The sequence below is a fragment of the Clostridium sp. JS66 genome (genome assembly GCF_033561535.1).
GTDB lineage: Bacteria > Bacillota > Clostridia > Clostridiales > Clostridiaceae > Clostridium_AM > Clostridium_AM carboxidivorans.
This window is the reverse complement of the sequence record NZ_CP131467.1, coordinates 1,476,850-1,495,406: the sequence shown is the minus strand read 5'-3', so window position 1 is coordinate 1,495,406 and position 18,557 is coordinate 1,476,850. Positions and strand designations below refer to the sequence as shown.

Below are 18,557 nucleotides of genomic sequence, written 5' to 3'. Positions count from 1 at the left end.
ACACACCCATTCCCATTAAACTATTAATTTCATTTTTAATTTTAAAAAAGGCAATATAAATATATCGCCTTTTCAACATAATTTTTACTTTTTAGGTTCTCCTGTTTCTATAGGATTAGCTGGATTTCCAGTGTTTCCACTCCATTCATTCCATCCACCATCATAAAGGGATATATTTTTCAATCCCATAACATCTGCATAAGTTAACACTTCTGATGCTCTCCAACCTGTTCCACAATAGAAAGCTAATCTTTGATCTGGTGTAATTCCTGATTGTTTCCACATAGCAAGTATTTCATCTTTATTTCGCATTGTATTATCTATGTTTCTGTAATCCTGTAGATGAGTTGCATCAGTTCCTGCATGCCCCCATACTGCACCTGCAGGACGACCCTTTGGTTTTATATAATCATATCCTGAAGTCTTACCTATATACTCATCCCAGCTTCTTATATCAACTAATTTACTGTTTTGTTTATCTGCTATTATTTCTTTAGCTTGTGGTAAATCTACAATATATCCTTTATTAGAAGGAACTACTGCTCCAAAGGATTCTACAGGAACTTTTTTATTAGATGTTTTTTCTAATGAATATCCTGCATTTTTCCAGCTAGCAGTACCGCCATTTAATACTCTGACATCTTTAACACCCATATATTTTAATATTACACCAACTCTAAAGGATGGCATTGAATCAGCCCCATATAGTATAACTGTAGTATTTGCTGTTATACCACTGTTTTCTGCAAATTTCTTAAGTCTATCATCAGAAAGACGATTCCAAAGTGGACCTTCTTCAACTTCATCAGTATTTATGTGAACCGCTCCCTTTATATGTCCTTCCTTTAAATAATCTGGTGATTTTGACTCATCTCCCCAGCTTACTTCAAACACTTTATATGGAGTTCCAGTATAAGTTTCTGGTTTTTTTCCATTCATTAAATCATTAACCCATGATGCTGGAACTAACATTTGATAATTTGCATAACTTTCCATTGGAAGTTTATCATCTGAAGCCCATTTCTTTACATCATATTTATATATATTTTTTATTCCGTTTTTAGTTAAATATTCAGCTACTTTATCAGCATCTTTTCCATTGGCATCATATAAAACTACATTCTTTTCTGATGTAATGCCTTTTGTCTTTAAAGTTTCCTTTAATGTTTTATCTTTATCCTTTGTATCAACCTTTAACCAATTTGCTGAAAAATCTGTAGCTCCCTTAATATGTCCACCTTTTTTTGCTCCATCTAATTTCCATCCATTAAAAGCATCATTACTTCTTGTATCAACAATTACCCAATCACTTTTGCCAATTTTATCTTGTAAATCTTTAGTTTCCATAGTTTTGGGTGTTGTTGAATCATTTTTTGCTGTGTTATTTCCACTAGAACACGCAGCAAGCGATAACATACCAATTGTTAAAAAAACTGCAGCTAATGAATATTTTTTTATCCTTTGCATAAAAAAACCTCCTAAGTTAGTTTAATATGTAGTAATTTACTTAATAAGCTTACAAAATGTAGCTTAAAGAATTATTTCACTGCTTATTATTATATTACATTGTATAACAAAAGTATAATAATATATTGTTATAAATTTTATTTATCTATAAGTTTAATTTATAACAAAGTTATTACACTAAAATATATTATAGATCATACAAGTAGTGTTAAATCAAGTATTCAAATTTAAAAATTATACTAGTTCAAAAAATCTTTAAGCAAGGTACACTTTTAACTATATTATAAGCTACCTTACTTAAAGATTTATCTCAGATATTTTATCCATTAAACTTTACAAATTTCTGCATTTTCTAATGCACTATAATGCGCATATCCTCCTATATGAAGTGGTGTATCACCTATTTCTGGATCTACATGCATGCCACCCATACATGGATAACTATGCCAAAATTTTGCTACTATCTTCTTAGCTTCTTCTCCCAATTGTTTTCCTATAAGATGTTTTGCTATATTGTAGCCATTTCCACAAGGAGCAGAAATTATAACCTCAGCCTTTACAATAATATTATCTTTATTTACATGTAATTTAAATTTAGGTTTTCCTAATTTAAATTCATCTATAAACTTATTTATTGTCTCAAATTTTCCTTTATTTAATGTACAAAATGGTTTAGGAAAAGCATATTCCAATCCAAGTTCTTCACATTGTTTTATAACAAATTCTCTAGTCCATCTTGATACCCAATCACCACTCTCACAAGGTACTATTAACCCCTTACCTCCACTTTTCTTTAAAATATTAGGTATCTCAGCTAATATATCCTGATGTACTCCAATAACCACTGCAATATCATGCTCCTTAAACTTATGTGGTAAATACGTTAATGGTTCATCTTCAAACATTCTGTATACATCTGGTAACTTTATTATTTCAGATATGCTGTCTTCAAAATTTAAATTATAGTTTCCCCTGCACCACACACACTTTTTTCCACACACAGTACAAACTTCTTTTTCATCTATTAAATTAGGTATGAATTTTGAATTTGCAAACCTAGAATCAGTTTTAATATAGAATTCATTCTCAGGTAACTTACCACTTTTTTCTGAACATATAATCAATAATTTCATCTTATTACCTCCTAATTACAAAATAATCCAAAAAAATTTATTAGATAATATTTTATCCGATCGCTATCATTGCTAACCCTCCACTTTCCTAAAGCGGAGGATAAGCACTGCTACGCACCTGGATAAGTTCTTCTAAGACTCAGGTAGTTTAAATGTCTAAATGATATTTAACGAGCTTGCTCAGGTAAGAGGCATTCCTCACAGACAAACTTCACCTGAGTCTAAGAATCACTTGATATTAATTATAATAAATATGCTCCGAAAAATCGGTAACCTTTGTTACTTTATGGTAAAAAAATAAAGAGAGGTTCTTTTCCTCTCTTTCAATCACAATTATAAATTTTGTAATGCAATATTTACATCTATAGGAATGTCATCTACAGTTAATTGAATACATAAAATTTTATCTACATTCATCTTGATTTGTATATCTTCTCCATATAATAACGTTGGAGTGGATATATTTACATTCACTCCTATTTCAGACAAATTAATACTAGCATTAGCAGTTAACATATTGGTGAGTTCTGATAAAGCACTTTGCGCCATATCATCTAACTCATTTACCGGCATGCCCATCATCATTTTAGATGCAATTTTTTTACCACTTTCAATATCCGTTATATAAACTACATTTCCTTTTGCATCTCCTACAATACCTAAATTTATAATAATTCCTTTACTTTTAATTTCTTTATTTAAAACGACTCCCTTTTTTTCTATGTTAGTAAATCCAATTTGAGGCATTATGTTAAAAAAAGCTTCAATAAATGGGTTAACATGATTCACATCCATTATTCATCACCTCTTTTAAATCCAACATTCAATAGAATTTCTCCGAAATCTGTATGAGTTAGCACTGATAAAGTATCAATTTTTGACTTAGATATTTTAATTGATTCTCCATAGAATATAGTTGGAGGTGCAACTCTTAATGCATAAACTTTATTTTTTCTATTCATCATGGAACATGCATTACCTGCAATTATATTGGCAAACTCTCCCATAACATTCAATATTTCTTCTTGATTTTTAGGATCTCTTCTTAACATAACCTTTGCCATATTTTCAGCACTTTTATTAGATAAATCTATAATCATTCTTCCTGAAAAGTTACCTATAATTCCTATTACTACAGAAATCCCCCTTGATACTTCTACATCATTGGATTTTTTATCCTCATCAAAGGTTGTTATAGTCTTTGTAAACCTAGTAACCCCACCTGAAAATGCTTCTTTAAAAGTATTGAAATAGCTTTCTTCAAGTTCCTTAAATATTTTATCACTGGAAATAACTTTTTCTATTTGAGCTATAAGCTCTTCTGGATCTATTGGTTTTTGAATATATCCTGATACTTTACTTTGCTTAGCTTTTTTAAGTATTTCCTCATCCATCATTGAACTTATAACTATTACTTTTATTTTTTCATCTATTTTATGTATTTCTCTTGTACATTCTAAACCATCAGTTCCTGGTAAAGTCATATCCATGGTTACTAATTGTGGTCTTGTATCTTTTACAACACTAATTACCTCTTCAAGATTTCCAGCTTCTCCTACAACTTCAAAGCCTTTATCTTCTAATATATCTCTAATAACATTAATTGAAAAAGGTGAATCATCAACAATTACAACTTTTACTTTTTCCATAATCCGTTACCTCTTTTCTTATTATTTTCGTGTTAAAATACAAAATTTAAAGAACTTTCTATATGTTGCTATTATACCATATTTGCCTTCATAAACAAACATATACTGTATGTTTAATTGTACTAATTTTATGGCTTTTTGTTGTATTTAAATTTTTATTACACAGTACCTTGCATTATTCAGTACTGTGTACTATAATATAATCTATAAAATGGAAATGAAAGGATTTTAACCATGAATGTTCAATTTAAAAAAGGTGTCTTAGAATTGTGTGTACTGGCAGAACTGTACAAAAGAGAATTTTATGGATATGAGTTGGTAGAAGAAATATCCAAACATATAGATATTTCTGAAGGAACCATTTATCCTCTTTTGAGAAGGCTTAAATCTGAGGGCTATGTCACAACTTATTTACAAGAATCCAGTGATGGTCCTCCTAGAAAATATTATAAACTTACTTCACTTGGAAAGGAAAAAGGTCTTGTTCTCATCTCGGAATGGATTCGTTTTGTTAGCGGAGTACAACAAATTGTAAGTAGTGCTAATTTGGAAAATTCTCCATCATGTATGGAAAAAAACATAAAAGAAGGTGAAATTAATGAATAAAGAAGAATTTATGAAAATTTTAGAACAATCTCTCGGAAATATGGATTCATATGAAAAAAAAGATATACTTTACGATTATGAAGAACACTTTAGAATAGGTTTTGAAAAAGGTAAAACCGCAGAAGAAATTATAAAAGAACTTGGAGATCCAAAAACTATTGGTAAATCCTATAGAGCTTCTGCTGCAGTAGAGGATGCTATGGAAAACCCATCTACTAAAAACATTGGGAAGGCAATTTTGGCTGCTTTAGCTCTTGGATTTTTTAATCTTGTAATAGTTCTTGGCCCATTTTTAGCTTTGGCAGCAGTTTTAATATCACTATTTGCTTCTGCTATAGCTGTGTTTGCAGCAGGAATAGCTAGCATATTTGCAGTACTTTTTCACCCATTTTTAGGCTCCATTGTAGCAATTCTAGGCAATCCTATTGCTATATTCCTTTTAGGTATTGGTACAACTGCTCTTGGTATATTATTCTTTATTGGAACATGTTATTTATCTAAATTCTTTTATAAAGCTTCTATAAAATATCTTAAATGGAACATTAATATCATAGCTAAACAATAAATTATTGGAGGTTAAAAATGTTTAATATTAATATAAAAAAATTAGTAATTATTCTTATATCAATCATAGTTTTAAGTTTTTCTGCTGGAGGTACCATACTTTTAGCTACTGGCAGCTTTGAAAACTTTAATTCATTAGGAGTTTCCAGCAAAGCTTATATTATAAATGATGAAAAAACTCAAAAAATAGATGGTATAAAAGAAATATATATAGAAGGTTCGAGTGAAAATATTTCAATAATATCAGAAAATAGAAAAGATGTTAAATCTCATCTTTATGGTGATATAAGCGCCTCCTTTAAACCAGAGTTACAAAGTAGAGTGGAAGGAAGTAAACTTATAATATCTGTGAAAAGACCTTCTGGTTCCTTTAATTTTTCCTCCAGGGAAGGATTAAAATTAGATATAAATGTTCCTGAAACTTATGCATCTGATATGTCTGTTAAATTGAGTTCAGGAAAAATAACATCATCTAATCCAATCAAGCTTAATAACTTTAATCTTGATTTAAGTTCTGGAAGCGTAGATTTAAAAAACTTAACAGCATCAAACTTATCACTTGAAGCTACTTCTGGTAAAATTTATGGTGAAAATATTGTATGTGAAAATTCATCATTAAGACTTTCTTCTGGAAGTATAAATTTAAACGGCTTTAAAGGAAATATAAATCATCGTTGTACCTCTGGTAAAACAGAAATAACCTACTCTGAATTCAATAACAATGTGAATTTAAATGTTTCTTCTGGAGAAATAATATTGAATCTTCCTAAAAGCTCTCAATTTGCTTTAAATGCTAAAGCTGACTTAGGTAATATAAAATGTGATTTTCCTGTAACTATTCAAGGGGAATCCAAACGTAATCAGCTAAATGGTGTGGTTGGAAATAATAAAAATCAAATTAATATATCTGCTACTTCCGGTAGCATAAAAATTAAAAATCATTAGAATTAAGGTATCTGAAAAAAAATAATTAGACTATCAAGTGGACTTATTATTTTTTTGAAGATGCCTAAGGAGATATTTAAAATACATTGGTATGTATTTTAAATATCTCCCAATAGAAATTACTATTCATTGCATTTTTCTGCATCACATTTCACAAAAAATATTATGTTTTTCTCCTTTACCTCAGCCCAAATTTTCCCTCCATGCAATTCTACAATACTTTTAGCAATAGCAAGTCCTAATCCACTTCCACCTGTAGCTTGTGATCTTGACTTATCCACTCTATAAAATCTGTCAAATATTTTTTTAAGCTCTTCTTCATTTACATTTTCACATTTATTCTTCACAGCTACAACTACAAATTTATCCTCTCTATATAAATCTACATTTATTTGTCCTGGTTTAGGACTATATCTTATGGAATTCATAAGCAGATTTTCAAAGACTCTAACCATCTTATCTCCATCTACATATGCACAAATTTTTTCATCTGGTATACTCTTTTCTATAATCACATTGTTTTCTTCACATATGACATAAAGCTCTTCTATAAGTTGTTCTAGAAGCCCATTAAAGGATATATTTTGCTTACTCAAGCTTATACCTTTATTGGTTAATTTTGTGTATTCAAATAGATTGTTTATAAGTACTTCTAATTTTTCGGACTTATTATAGGCTATATTTAAATATTCTTGAAGTTCATCTTCGCTTTTATATTTTCCATCTTTAGCAAGTCCAATATATCCTTTTATAGATGTAAGAGGCGTTCTTAAATCATGGGATACATTGGTTATAAGATCACTTTTAGTTTTTTCTGCATTTCTTTCACTTTCTATTTTTCTATTTAATTCCTTAGCCATAAAATTTATGTTACCTGCTAATTTTGCTAATTCATCCTTACCTTGTATACATACCCTAGAATCCAAATTTCCTCTTGCTATTTCAAATAACCCTTCTGAAACACCTTCTATATATTTCATCTTTTTATTAGTGATAAGATAAAATAACATTATAAATACTGCAATTGCTAATATTATTGAGAAAAATGAGCTGTCAGATTTTATATGAGTAGTTTCTCCATGAGGAATACCCTTAACTATTACATAAGCCTTCCCATCAGAAAAATCCGCTGCACCAAGCTCTACATATTCTGAAACTTTATCTAAGCTTATTATTCTTCTACCACTTTCACTGGCATACCTATAATCATTATAATCATTTTTATATTGAGAGGTTTTTTCGATTAAATCATGTATACTAATTTCGTTTTCTTCCGCATTTTTTGACTTATATAATACTTTTCCATTTAAATCGGTTATAAATATTTTTATAGTCTCATTAGCACTATTATTCGCTTCTTCATTATTTATAATATTTGATAATGAATTTTCATCTTTTAAGCTTAAATTTTGTTGTTTAATTCTACTTTTTATTGTAGAACATTGATTTACAATTAAATTTATACCTTCACTATAATCTATAACTGTTGTAGTATAGTAACTATTATACCAAGCTGCTGCTGTAAAAGAAGCCACAAGACATACTAAGAAGGTTACTACCAACTCCATTCTTATACTTCTACTTACTTTTTCTTTACTAAAATCATATATTCTAATAGTAGGTCTGAATAATCTTTTAAAAATTCTTTTTATAAATTTAGGACATCTAATTCTCAATTTTATAGCCAACTCCCCATACAGTTTTTATATACTTAGGTTTTCTTGAATTTTCTTCAATTTTTTCCCTTATCTTTCTTATATGAACCATAACAGTATTATCTGACTGATAAAATTCTTCATTCCATACTCTTTCATATATTTTTTCTGTGCTAAAAACAATCCCTCTATTTTTAGCTAATAACTCTAATATGTCAAATTCCCTTCTGGTAAGGTTAACTAATTTTTCTCCTACTTTTACTTCATGGGTACTTACATTTATAGTTAAATCATCTATTTCAATTATATCTGAATTTATATTTTGTATTGCATTATTCAATTTAGTATATCGCCTTAATTGGGATTTTACCCTTGCCAAAAGTTCCAACGGATTAAATGGTTTAGTTATATAATCATCTGCTCCTGTTGTAAGCCCCATTATTTTATCCATGTCCTCCCCTTTAGCAGAAAGCATTATTATAGGCATATTTTTATGTTCTCTTATTTTCATACAAGCTTCCATTCCATCCATATTAGGCATCATAATATCTAATATAATTAAATGTACTTGCTGACTTTTAAGTACCTTTAAAGCTTCACAACCATCTGAAGCTTTAATAACCTTATACCCTTCATTTTCTAAATATATTCCTATTAAATTTCTAATCTCTTTTTCATCATCAACCACAAGAATAGTTTCTTTTGACATATAATTACCATCTCCATTTCAAAATACTCATACACTGTCAAATTATTTACTTATAAAATTATACCAGATACTATACATAATATAAAACTTTGCCATGTGAAAATTTATTTAATAATTATACCAACTTAACCTTAAATAAATTTTATGAAATTCCTTAATATTTTCTTAAAAAAACATATATTATAGTATAAATAATAAAAACAACACCTACATATAGATGTTGTTTTACTTAAAAAACTTTTCACTTTTTCTAAAATTATATATAAAATGCTGTATCACTAATTAATTTTTCTATTGAGTGTTAGTCCAGTTTTCAAAATATTTTCTGCATCTAGTCTCTTTAAAGGCTTGCTAAAATAGTAGCCCTGTATTTTATCGCATTTTTTACTTTTTAAAATTTCCACCTGTTCCTCTAATTCAACACCTTCTGCTACAATATCTAAATTCATTTTGTGTCCTAAAAATACCAATGCCTCTATTATTATTTCCTCGTTAGTTCCTGTACAAATATCATCTATAAAAGATTTATCAATTTTTATTCTATTAACTGGAAGCATTTTTAGATAATTTAGAGATGAATATCCTGTTCCAAAATCATCTAAAGCTACTTTCACTCCAATAGCCCTTAATTCTTCTAATTTTTTAATATTTAAATTCAAAGACTTTATTAATGTACTTTCTGTAATTTCTATTTCAAAACTTTCAGTTCTTATACCTGTTTCCTTTAATATACTTTTTACAGTGCTAACAAAATCAAGCTGTTGTAGTTGGACAGCAGAAATATTTACTGCAATATGATCAAACTTATAATTTTTTTCACTCCAATTTTTGTTTTGAATACAAGCCGTTTTTATAACCCATCTGCCTATAGGAATTATAAGTCCAGTTTCCTCCGCTATTGGAATAAATTCAGCTGGGGATACAAATCCTAATTCTTTACTATTCCATCTTAGCAAAGCCTCAAATCCTTCAATTTGACTATTGAAAACATTAACCTGAGGCTGATAACATAAAAAAAATTCTTCATTTTCTAAGGCTTTATTTAAACAATTTTCTATTTTTATCTTTCTTTCTAAAGCTTCACTTATAGCTTTATCATAAAATACATATTTATTTAACCCTGCCTCTTTTGCCTTATACATAGCAGAATCTGCATTTTTAATAATGGTTTCAGTATTACTATCTGTATAATTAAATATATGCACTCCTATTGAAACAGTAATTAAAATTTTATATCTTTCTATACTCCATTGTTCTTTAAAAGTTTTCAATATTCTTTCCACTATATCTATTAAAAAGGTTTCTTCCTTAATATTCTGTATAAATACTAAAAACTTGTCACTCTCAAACTTAAATATGTATGATTCATCATTTAATAGTATTTTTTTTAATTTATCACCACATATTTTTAGAATTCTATCACCAAAGTCGTATCCCAAAGTATCGTTGACATTTTTAAAATTATTTAAACCCAGTATCATTAGAGAACCTTTTGAAACATTTTCTTTTAAAGAACTTTCAAGAATTTTAGCATTGAATATTTTATAGAAGATTCTCTTGTTAGGAAGGCCCGTAACAGCATCATTATATGCTAAAGATTTTATTTCTTCCCTTTCACTTTCTAATTTTTTGCTCAAATTATACAGTTTATCATGTGCTTTCTTAATCTTTTTCTCATTCTCGTAATGTTTTATTGAATCATAACCCACATCAATAAGCATTTGAGTAAATTCTTCTATAAATTTAAGTAAAGTGTTAGTTTTTTCTGATATTAAAGTTTCAAATTGTTCTATACCTTTTAAACTCTCATATTTATTAAGACTATAAATACCTGCATTTTTTGTTAATTGCTCTTTATCAAATTCTAGGAAATAAAACTTACCTGCTATAATTACAGCAATTGGCTCATTCTCTATAACAATTGTTCCAGCAATATTTATGCCTCCATCTTGACATACTTCAATTAAATGTGTTTCACCTTTTTTTATTCTTTCAACTACCTTTTGAATACTATAATCGCAATTTAACTTTAGTCGTTTTACACATAAATCTGTCTTCCTAGCAAAAACTACCATCTCACCATTCATATCGTATATTGCTAGTGGAACCTGTGCTATATTACTAAAACTCTCAATAATAGATTGAAGTTTTTTTAAACTTATCAAATCAGAAAATTTATATTTAATATTCAAAAACATCTCCTCCGCATAATTTGAACAAACTATTTAGTCAAATTATTTTTTATATAAACATTTAAATGTACTCTATTTAATAATAGTTATTTCAAAAATTCAAAATATTAACTCAATATTTTAATACCTCGTATAATTATATTTTATTTTTTATTATAGTTCAATGTTTTTATTTAAAATCCATAAATTCAAAGTTACTGTATTTTATACAATATCTATCATTGCTAAAACTCCCATCTTTACAGAAACCTCGTTCTGAACCTAAGAATCACTTCACATGCATAGTATAACATGAAATTTGTTGAATTTCTTTCTAAATTATAATAACATTTACTTAGTGGAAATTATTTTTCTAACTAAATTATGAAAAGAGGTTTAACTAAATGAATTTTCTTAAAATAACTGATTTAGCTTATAATCAATTAAAAGAATTCTTAACTGAACAAAATGTACCTTGCAATGGTAATATTAGAATATACTTGGCAAGTATGTCTTGCCATGGTCCTGTTTTTAATATTTCTGTAAGTGAGCTACAAGAAGGAGACTTATCACAAAAAGTTGGCGATACTACATTTATAGTTGACAAAAATCTTTTTGTTCAATTTAGCGGTTTTGTATTATTAAGCCCTGACGAAAACGGTATGGGAGGATTTACTCTAGAACCAATTCATAAACCTGAAAATATAGGTTGCTCTGGTGACTGTTCTAGTGGATGTTCAAGCTGCGAAGATTGTGAATAATTTAAACCACTCATAGTAAAAAAGGTGGTAAATTTCATGGATATTAGACAACTTAAATACTTTATAGCAATTGCAGAGGAAGGTCAAATAACAAGTGCTGCCAGAAAATTAAATATGGCTCAACCACCTCTTAGTTATCATCTTAAACTTCTGGAAGACGAACTTGGTGTTAAACTTGTAGAAAGAGGAAGTCGAAAAATCAAATTGACTGATGCTGGAAAAATGCTGTATGCTAAAGCCAATCAAATATTGAAGTTAACTGAAACTACTGTTAAACAATTAAAGGATTTTGGTCAAGGAATCAAAGGAACTTTGTTTATTGGTACAGTATCATCTTGTGGTGCTACATTACTTCCTGATAGAATACATAATTTTAATAAAAAATGTCCAGATATAAGCTTTGAGATATACGAAGGAAATACCTATAAACTATTAGAACTACTTAACAATGGTTTAATAGAAATTGGAATTGTACGAACTCCATTTAATGCAGAATCCTTTAACTTAAAGTATCTATCCAAAGAAACAATGATTGCAGTATTTAATACTAATTCTAATTGGTATAAAGATAAAAAGAGTATATGCATTAATGATATTATGGATAAACCACTTATAATATATCGTCGTTTTGAAAAATTAATATCAAAATGCTGCCAAAACTCTGGATTTAATCCAAAGATAATATGCAAGTGTGATGATGCAAGAACAGCTCTACTCTGGGCTGATTCTGGTATAGGTCTTGCTATTGTACCCAAATCTGCTATTAAGCTTGTTAATAATAGTGATTTATCTTATATAGAAATTGATGAATCAGAATTAGAAACAAGAGTAGCTGCTATATGGCTGAAAAATCAAAATCTATCAGAGGCTGCTAAATATTTTCTAAATGTAATTTAAATTGCATAAATAAAGATAATATTTATAAATATTATCTTTATCTTCTGATTCTTCACATAATATAAATTTTAAAAGCTATAAAATATAAGTTTAATAATTTAATTTCATAGCTTTTTTACTTTACTATTGATTTTCAATAGATTTAAAACCAAATTCATTTTTACAATTATTTAATACATCTAATGCAATTGAGTCTATATATTTATCTTTAACTATTAGATCTCAAGTCTCCAATTAATTTTGATGGATTAATTATTTTTCCCAATTTATATAGCTTATTATTGTTTTTTAATTCAATTGTGTCTCCAGTTTTTAATGCTGACTCCCAAAATTCATCAGGTGTTATATTCGGTTTTACTTCACACGCTAAAGCATAGACACCCGCTATGTACGGAATTGACCAACTCCACCCACCTTCTCTATAAAATACATAATCATTATATCCTGTTGGACTTGCTGTACATCTCGAATCCATTGGAATAAGTAAAGTATTATTTGAATCAAAATTTTCCTTATAATAGTCTTTTGTCCAGAACAAACCTGGAGTATACGATGAAGGAATATCAGGATTAGATAGTGGATTTCTACCAAGGCCAGTAAATTTGAATCCATAAGTATCTTTAAGTGATGATGACACAACAAATATATTTTCCTTTTTTGCATTGTTTACTGCTTTCGTTACTTCATTATAACCTTTTTCTCTTGGATCCCATCCTATTGAAATTGAAATAACTCTTATTTTTTTGTCTTTCGGTAATTTCTTATTTATTTCTATTATTCTATTTATAGCTTGTGCAGTATAGTTAAAGTCAATCTTTGAACTTCCAGATAGATTCATAGGATTTTGTCCTATATAATATAAATCAGACTTTGGTGCAACACCTGTTGTTTTACCAACAGCTATTGAAGCTACTGCCGCTCCATGCATCGAAGTTTCAGGAGCACAGTGAATCTCTTCATAAGATTTAATTCTATCTTTGTATTCAGTATGATTTACAAGAAGTCTTTGATCTATTATTGCAATACTAACACCTTTACCATTTATCCCTGAACTATGAAGATTCTTTATTCCAAGTCCAGGATTTTTACCCAATGACATGATTTTTTCAGTTGAAAAATTTGATGATATGTTTTGAGGCCATTTTGTTTTACTATCAAAACTATACTTTAAAAGGTCATTTTCTTTCCCTGTCATATTGATATTTGACAAGTCACTTGAACGTAAATCTATATCAAGATTACCATCAGGATTGGAATTTGGATTTGGAAGCTTGTTTAATTTTTTAATTTTCCAGTTTGCAGGCTTTACTTTTACTGCAATTCCAAAACCATTCTTATTTAATGCAGTATTAGGGCTAGTCAATACCTTCAAAGCTATAATACCAATAATAATTAATAATACTATTACAATTAAAAGTTTATATCTTTTTTTCATTAAAAATATCTCCTATCTTTAATTTTTAATATAGATAAATTTTAATGTTTATTTTTGAAGAAACACTTATTAAATTTATTAAGATTTAATAAAGATTTCAAAATATAATTTGTTTATGTCACAGTATCGTCACAAATCTATTTTAAAATATAAATTAAAGTATTCTATAAAAATCCAATACAAAAGGAGATAAAAAATATGTCACTAAATTCAATATCACCATCAATACAAGCTAAACAAATACAAGCTTTATCAGAACTTAATGGTAACAATTCTTCTCAAAATACTAATTCATCATTTGCAATGGCTCTTGAAGAAATGATGAAAAATATATCCGCTAATAATTCTGGAAATTCCTCTAATTCTATACCGGACAATATTACTGATTCAAGCTCAAGTAATGTTGTAAGTGGTCTTGACAGTTTATCCCTACAACCTCAAAAAGCACTGCAGATGCTTCAAATGTTGTCTTTACAAAATCAATCTTCAGATTCTTCAAGCTCCAGTATTGGTAGTATTCCTGATGACGATGACAGCGATGATATAAGTATTGATAACGATAATAGTAATGATAATATGTCTCAAATGATGGATGTCATTCTTCAATCTATGATGGAAAATCAAAATAATAGCACTAATACTAATTCACAAACTTATAGCAACTTTAACTTGTCTAACACGTTGAATACTCCAGGAACTAATAATAATTTATAAAATAAATCAGGTGAGATTTTTATCTCACCTGATTATTAATAACTCAACTTTAGTTTTATCCTAATATTTCTTTTATATCTTCTTCTGGAGTGCTTATAGGAGCTATTCCAAATTTTTCTACCAACACATTAATTACATTTGGTGATAAAAATGCTGGTAATGATGGTCCTAATTTTATACCTTTAATACCTAAAGAAAGTAATGTAAGTAATATACAAACTGCTTTCTGTTCGTACCAAGATAAAATTAATGATAATGGTAAATCATTTACTCCACAATTGAAAGCTTCTGCTAATGCTAATGCAATTTTTACTGCTGAATAAGCATCATTACATTGTCCCACATCTAAAAGTCTTGGAAGACCTGCTACTGTTCCAAAATCAAGTTTATTGAATCTATATTTACCACAAGCTAATGTTAATATTACAGTATCCTTTGGAAGAGATGTAGCTAATTCAGTATAGTAATTTCTTCCTGATTTCGCACCATCACATCCACCTATTAAGAAGAAATGCTTAATAGCTCCACTCTTAACAGCCTCTATAATTTCATTAGCATGGCTTAATGTAGCATTGTGTCCAAAACCTACTAATATTGATTTTTCTTCTTCATCCTCAGTCCATCCACCAAGTGCTAAAGCTTTTTCTATAATTTCTGTAAAATCTTTCTTTCCATTTACTTCTTCAATATGTGTAGCACCAGGCCAAGCTACTACACTAGTTGTATATATTCTATCCATATAGTTGTCTTTTGGTTTTTGTATACAATTTGTTGTCATAAGTACACAACCTGGAATGTTATCAAATTCTTTTTGCTGATCCTGCCATGCACCACCGTAATTTCCTACTAAATGAGGATATTTATTTAATTCTGGATATGCATGAGCTGGAAGCATTTCTCCATGAGTATATATATCTATTCCTTTTCCTTCTGTTTGCTCTAATAGTTCTTTTAAATCCTTCAAATCATGTCCTGAAACTACTATGAAAGGACCTTTTTTCTTAGTAACTAAAACATTAGTAGGTGATGGATTACCATAAGTTCCTGTATTAGCACCGTCTAGTAATTCCATTACTTTAAAGTTTACTTGTCCAAGTTCCATAGCTAGTCCTAGCCAATCGTTTATATCTAGCTTATTATTCAAAGTAGCTGATAGAGCCTTGTAGAAAAATTTATTTACTTCTTCATTTTTCTTTCCTAAAATAAAAGCATGATGAGCATAAGCTGCCATTCCTTTTAATCCATATATTGATAATTCTTTTAAAGATCTTATATCTTCATTTACAGTACTATCTGCCATTATGCCAAATTTTTTTGCATCATTTATCATCTCTTCTTTAGATTCTGGTGCTTTATAATCTGCTCCATCAAATACTTCTGAAACTTCCCCAGCTAAAGCTTTAACTTCAATCTTTATATTATTAGCTTCTTTTACTAATTCTACTAATTTATCTTCATCAAAATTTACATTTGTAAGAGTAGTAAATAATGAATCCATAGTGAACTTGTCTATTTTGTCCCCTAATACTATTCCCTTTTCTATAGCTTTATTTCCATAGAAACCAATACCTTTAAGTTGATGTATCAAAAGATCTTGAAGTGCTGCAGCCTTAGAATTCTTTCCACAAACACCTGCTTTTGTACAACCTTTTCCTCCTGCAGTCTGTTCACATTGATAACAAAACATATGTGATGCTTCTGCTGAATCTTCTAAACCTTTATTTAATTTTTTAAGTAAATCCTCTAAATCTATTCCATGAACACCAACTGCTTGTTCTAAAGATTCCATTTGTGATGATGGACATCCTACACAGCCCATTCCATGTGACATTAAGATTTCTACAGCATTGGGATTTATTTTTAATATATCCCCTATTAGTGTATCCTTAGTAATTCTCATATTTCACCCTCCTAAATATAATAACTTTTTATTAATTTTGTTTTTCTATCTTATGATTTTATTTTACTAATTTTATACTTCAAAATCAGTAACCTAGGTTACAAATTTAAAATTAAAGAATAAAATTTCTATTTATGGATAACATGTATATAAATAAAATTGGATAAAGAAACAAAAAAGTAGAGTAAAATCTTAACTTTACCCTACTAATAAAACATATTTAAAAGTTTTTATTGAATTATAAGTAAATTTAGCAAACTTAAACAAAGAGAAGATCTCATTGTAAAATTATTGTTGAGGTACATACATAAAGTATGAAATAGGATCCTTTGTTTCTGTAGCAAAATTTATATTTCTCTTATGATAAGGATCACCCTCATATTCATCTCCTTGATTATCACATATATATGCATATTCATGCGAATTTGGATCAACCCATCTCATAAAGGTGTATGTATGTGTTGGACCTGTAGAATCATAAGCTATAGTAAAGCATATATCTCCTGATCTAAGTTCATCCAAATTTGTGCTTTTTACCCATCCACGATTTAATAATTCTGTTGTAAGTGTGCGTGTATTAGCTACACTTTCTGGTAAATCACTAAGTCCTGCTCTTCTTAAAGCCTCACTGGCAAAATATGCACAATTGTTGCTTAAATCTCCACCGTGTAGTTCTATTGCTCTTGCCATTACAGATTGTCTATTGTCTGCATTTGAAAGATAGTTATATAAATTTTTCTGAAAATCAGAATGAGTTTTTATTTCTGGAGCAGTTATTGTTAAGTTTAAAACTGCTTTTACTAAACATCCTTCAGCTGTTCCATAATAAGTGTACTTTCCTGGTTCCCTATTTGTAGTTATAGGGTTGTCCCATTTTACTTTTACCTTTACAACTTTTCCATCTGGTGTTACACCATCAATTGTATCCGGTGCAGTAAAATCATCGTATTGTTTAGCAGTCAAATTAATATCCTTTGTAGAGTCTATCTTTAATTCATCTGTTGGACTACTTGGCGAATCTAAACCAGTTATTGTCAAATTTAAACGTACTTTTTTTGAATATCCATCAATAACTCCATAATAAGTATATGTTCCTGGTTTACTTGAAACATCTACATGCTTGTCCCATGAAATATTTACTTTCTTAGTTGTTCCATCAGACATTGTTGCATCTATTGTAGTTGGAAAACTAAATTTATCATTTTCTTTTATAGTTACATTAATATCATCTATATAAGATATTAGTGTGTCTGTTTTTCCTGGTGCTGAAGCAGTTTGTCCAGCTGTTTTAAATTCCACATAAACTGGGTTATTTAATGACTTATTATTTTTAGACTTAAGATCTTTATCAATAGTTAACGAATAATTACTATTAGGATCACAATGTGAAGAAATAGTAACTACAGTATCATTTTCACTTAAAGATACACTTGAACTTGTTTCAACTCCAGTATCCCTGTTTATAATTTTTATTTTATCTTTTACCAAACTAGAATCCAGTGGCATATTAAATCTTATTTTCCATACTTTATCCACAGGAACATCTACCTTAGAAATTGAACTTAGTCCTGCAATATCTGCGTTTACATATTTAGAATCTTTTATACTTTTTTGTAAATTTTCATTATTTATATTATTAACAGTTTTTGAAGAAACTGTTGTAATGGCACTTGAATTTGCTGTATCATTTGCTGCTGCAAAAACCATATCATTTTTTATGGCTTGAGAAAAAATAATACATCCACACATTATAAGTATTTTTATTACACTTTTTTTCATTAAATTCAATCACTCCAATGCTTAAAATTTAGTACACTTAATAGTCTACATCTTTTTTTCATAATTTTCAACCTACATTTGCTAAAAAGCCTCAAAATTAGCAAATTCGCATTTTGCAATATCCATCTATATGTGATTCAATACATGTTTTACATACAAATTTTGAGGTAGA

16 protein-coding genes are annotated in these 18,557 nt (G+C 28.7%); 6 read left to right on the top strand and 10 right to left on the bottom strand.

What is annotated here, in order from left to right:
• Positions 1-84: 84 nt before the first annotated feature.
• From Q6H37_RS07155 to Q6H37_RS07140, 4 genes are all read right to left on the bottom strand, one after another.
• Positions 85-1,458, bottom strand: a complete 1,374-nt coding sequence (locus Q6H37_RS07155) for a sulfurtransferase (RefSeq protein ID WP_412523931.1) — start codon at positions 1,456-1,458, stop codon at positions 85-87.
• Between the two features lie 335 nt (positions 1,459-1,793).
• Complete coding sequence (locus tag Q6H37_RS07150) at positions 1,794-2,600, bottom strand: DUF166 domain-containing protein (protein WP_318740420.1); 807 nt, start codon at positions 2,598-2,600, stop codon at positions 1,794-1,796.
• Between the two features lie 333 nt (positions 2,601-2,933).
• Positions 2,934-3,395, bottom strand: coding sequence for a chemotaxis protein CheX (locus tag Q6H37_RS07145; RefSeq protein ID WP_318740418.1), 462 nt, complete (start codon positions 3,393-3,395; stop codon positions 2,934-2,936).
• Positions 3,395-4,249, bottom strand: coding sequence for a response regulator (locus tag Q6H37_RS07140; RefSeq protein ID WP_318740416.1), 855 nt, complete (start codon positions 4,247-4,249; stop codon positions 3,395-3,397). Before Q6H37_RS07140 ends, Q6H37_RS07145 begins: the two co-directional genes overlap by 1 nt.
• Before the next feature lie 234 nt (positions 4,250-4,483).
• Here Q6H37_RS07140 and Q6H37_RS07135 point away from each other — a divergent pair, with 234 nt between their 5' ends.
• The 3 genes from Q6H37_RS07135 to Q6H37_RS07125 are packed head-to-tail and all read left to right on the top strand — an operon-like array spanning position 4,484 to position 6,364.
• Positions 4,484-4,855, top strand: a complete 372-nt coding sequence (locus tag Q6H37_RS07135) for a PadR family transcriptional regulator (protein WP_318740413.1) — start codon at positions 4,484-4,486, stop codon at positions 4,853-4,855.
• Complete coding sequence (locus Q6H37_RS07130) at positions 4,848-5,420, top strand: HAAS signaling domain-containing protein (protein ID WP_318740411.1); 573 nt, start codon at positions 4,848-4,850, stop codon at positions 5,418-5,420. The genes Q6H37_RS07135 and Q6H37_RS07130 overlap by 8 nt, the downstream gene beginning before the upstream one ends.
• Positions 5,421-5,437: 17 nt before the next feature.
• Entirely contained in the window at positions 5,438-6,364 is a 927-nt protein-coding gene (locus tag Q6H37_RS07125) for a DUF4097 family beta strand repeat-containing protein (RefSeq protein ID WP_318740409.1), read from the top strand.
• A 122-nt stretch (positions 6,365-6,486) separates the two neighbouring features.
• Here Q6H37_RS07125 and Q6H37_RS07120 read toward each other — a convergent pair whose 3' ends face one another.
• The 3 genes from Q6H37_RS07120 to Q6H37_RS07110 form a co-directional block, all read right to left on the bottom strand.
• Positions 6,487-8,040 carry a HAMP domain-containing sensor histidine kinase gene (locus tag Q6H37_RS07120; protein WP_318740407.1) on the bottom strand — a complete coding sequence of 518 codons (1,554 nt, stop codon included), beginning with the start codon at positions 8,038-8,040 and terminating at the stop codon, positions 6,487-6,489.
• Positions 8,030-8,728 (bottom strand): response regulator transcription factor, encoded by a 699-nt coding sequence (locus Q6H37_RS07115; RefSeq protein WP_318740405.1) that lies wholly within the window; start codon positions 8,726-8,728, stop codon positions 8,030-8,032. Before Q6H37_RS07115 ends, Q6H37_RS07120 begins: the two co-directional genes overlap by 11 nt.
• Before the next feature lie 278 nt (positions 8,729-9,006).
• Positions 9,007-10,920, bottom strand: coding sequence for an EAL domain-containing protein (locus Q6H37_RS07110; protein ID WP_318740403.1), 1,914 nt, complete (start codon positions 10,918-10,920; stop codon positions 9,007-9,009).
• A 383-nt stretch (positions 10,921-11,303) separates the two neighbouring features.
• Between Q6H37_RS07110 and Q6H37_RS07105 the strand changes: the two genes are divergently transcribed.
• Positions 11,304-11,660 carry a HesB-like protein gene (locus Q6H37_RS07105; protein WP_318740401.1) on the top strand — a complete coding sequence of 119 codons (357 nt, stop codon included), beginning with the start codon at positions 11,304-11,306 and terminating at the stop codon, positions 11,658-11,660.
• A 36-nt stretch (positions 11,661-11,696) separates the two neighbouring features.
• On the top strand, positions 11,697-12,557 hold the full coding sequence (locus Q6H37_RS07100) for a LysR family transcriptional regulator (RefSeq protein WP_318740399.1): 861 nt from the start codon (positions 11,697-11,699) through the stop codon (positions 12,555-12,557).
• Between the two features lie 208 nt (positions 12,558-12,765).
• Here Q6H37_RS07100 and Q6H37_RS07095 read toward each other — a convergent pair whose 3' ends face one another.
• Positions 12,766-13,992 carry a S8/S53 family peptidase gene (locus Q6H37_RS07095; RefSeq protein WP_318740397.1) on the bottom strand — a complete coding sequence of 409 codons (1,227 nt, stop codon included), beginning with the start codon at positions 13,990-13,992 and terminating at the stop codon, positions 12,766-12,768.
• A gap of 198 nt (positions 13,993-14,190) precedes the next feature.
• Between Q6H37_RS07095 and Q6H37_RS07090 the strand changes: the two genes are divergently transcribed.
• Entirely contained in the window at positions 14,191-14,706 is a 516-nt protein-coding gene (locus Q6H37_RS07090) for a hypothetical protein (protein WP_318740395.1), read from the top strand.
• 55 nt (positions 14,707-14,761) lie between these two features.
• On the opposite strand, the gene hcp is transcribed toward Q6H37_RS07090, so the two are convergent.
• The gene (hcp, locus tag Q6H37_RS07085) at positions 14,762-16,606 is read right to left on the bottom strand and encodes a hydroxylamine reductase (protein ID WP_318740393.1); all 1,845 of its coding nucleotides are present in this window, start codon (positions 16,604-16,606) and stop codon (positions 14,762-14,764) included.
• Positions 16,607-16,894: 288 nt separating this feature from the next.
• Complete coding sequence (locus Q6H37_RS07080; RefSeq protein ID WP_318740392.1) at positions 16,895-18,385, bottom strand: Ig-like domain-containing protein; 1,491 nt, start codon at positions 18,383-18,385, stop codon at positions 16,895-16,897.
• Between the last annotated feature and the right edge of the window lie 172 nt (positions 18,386-18,557).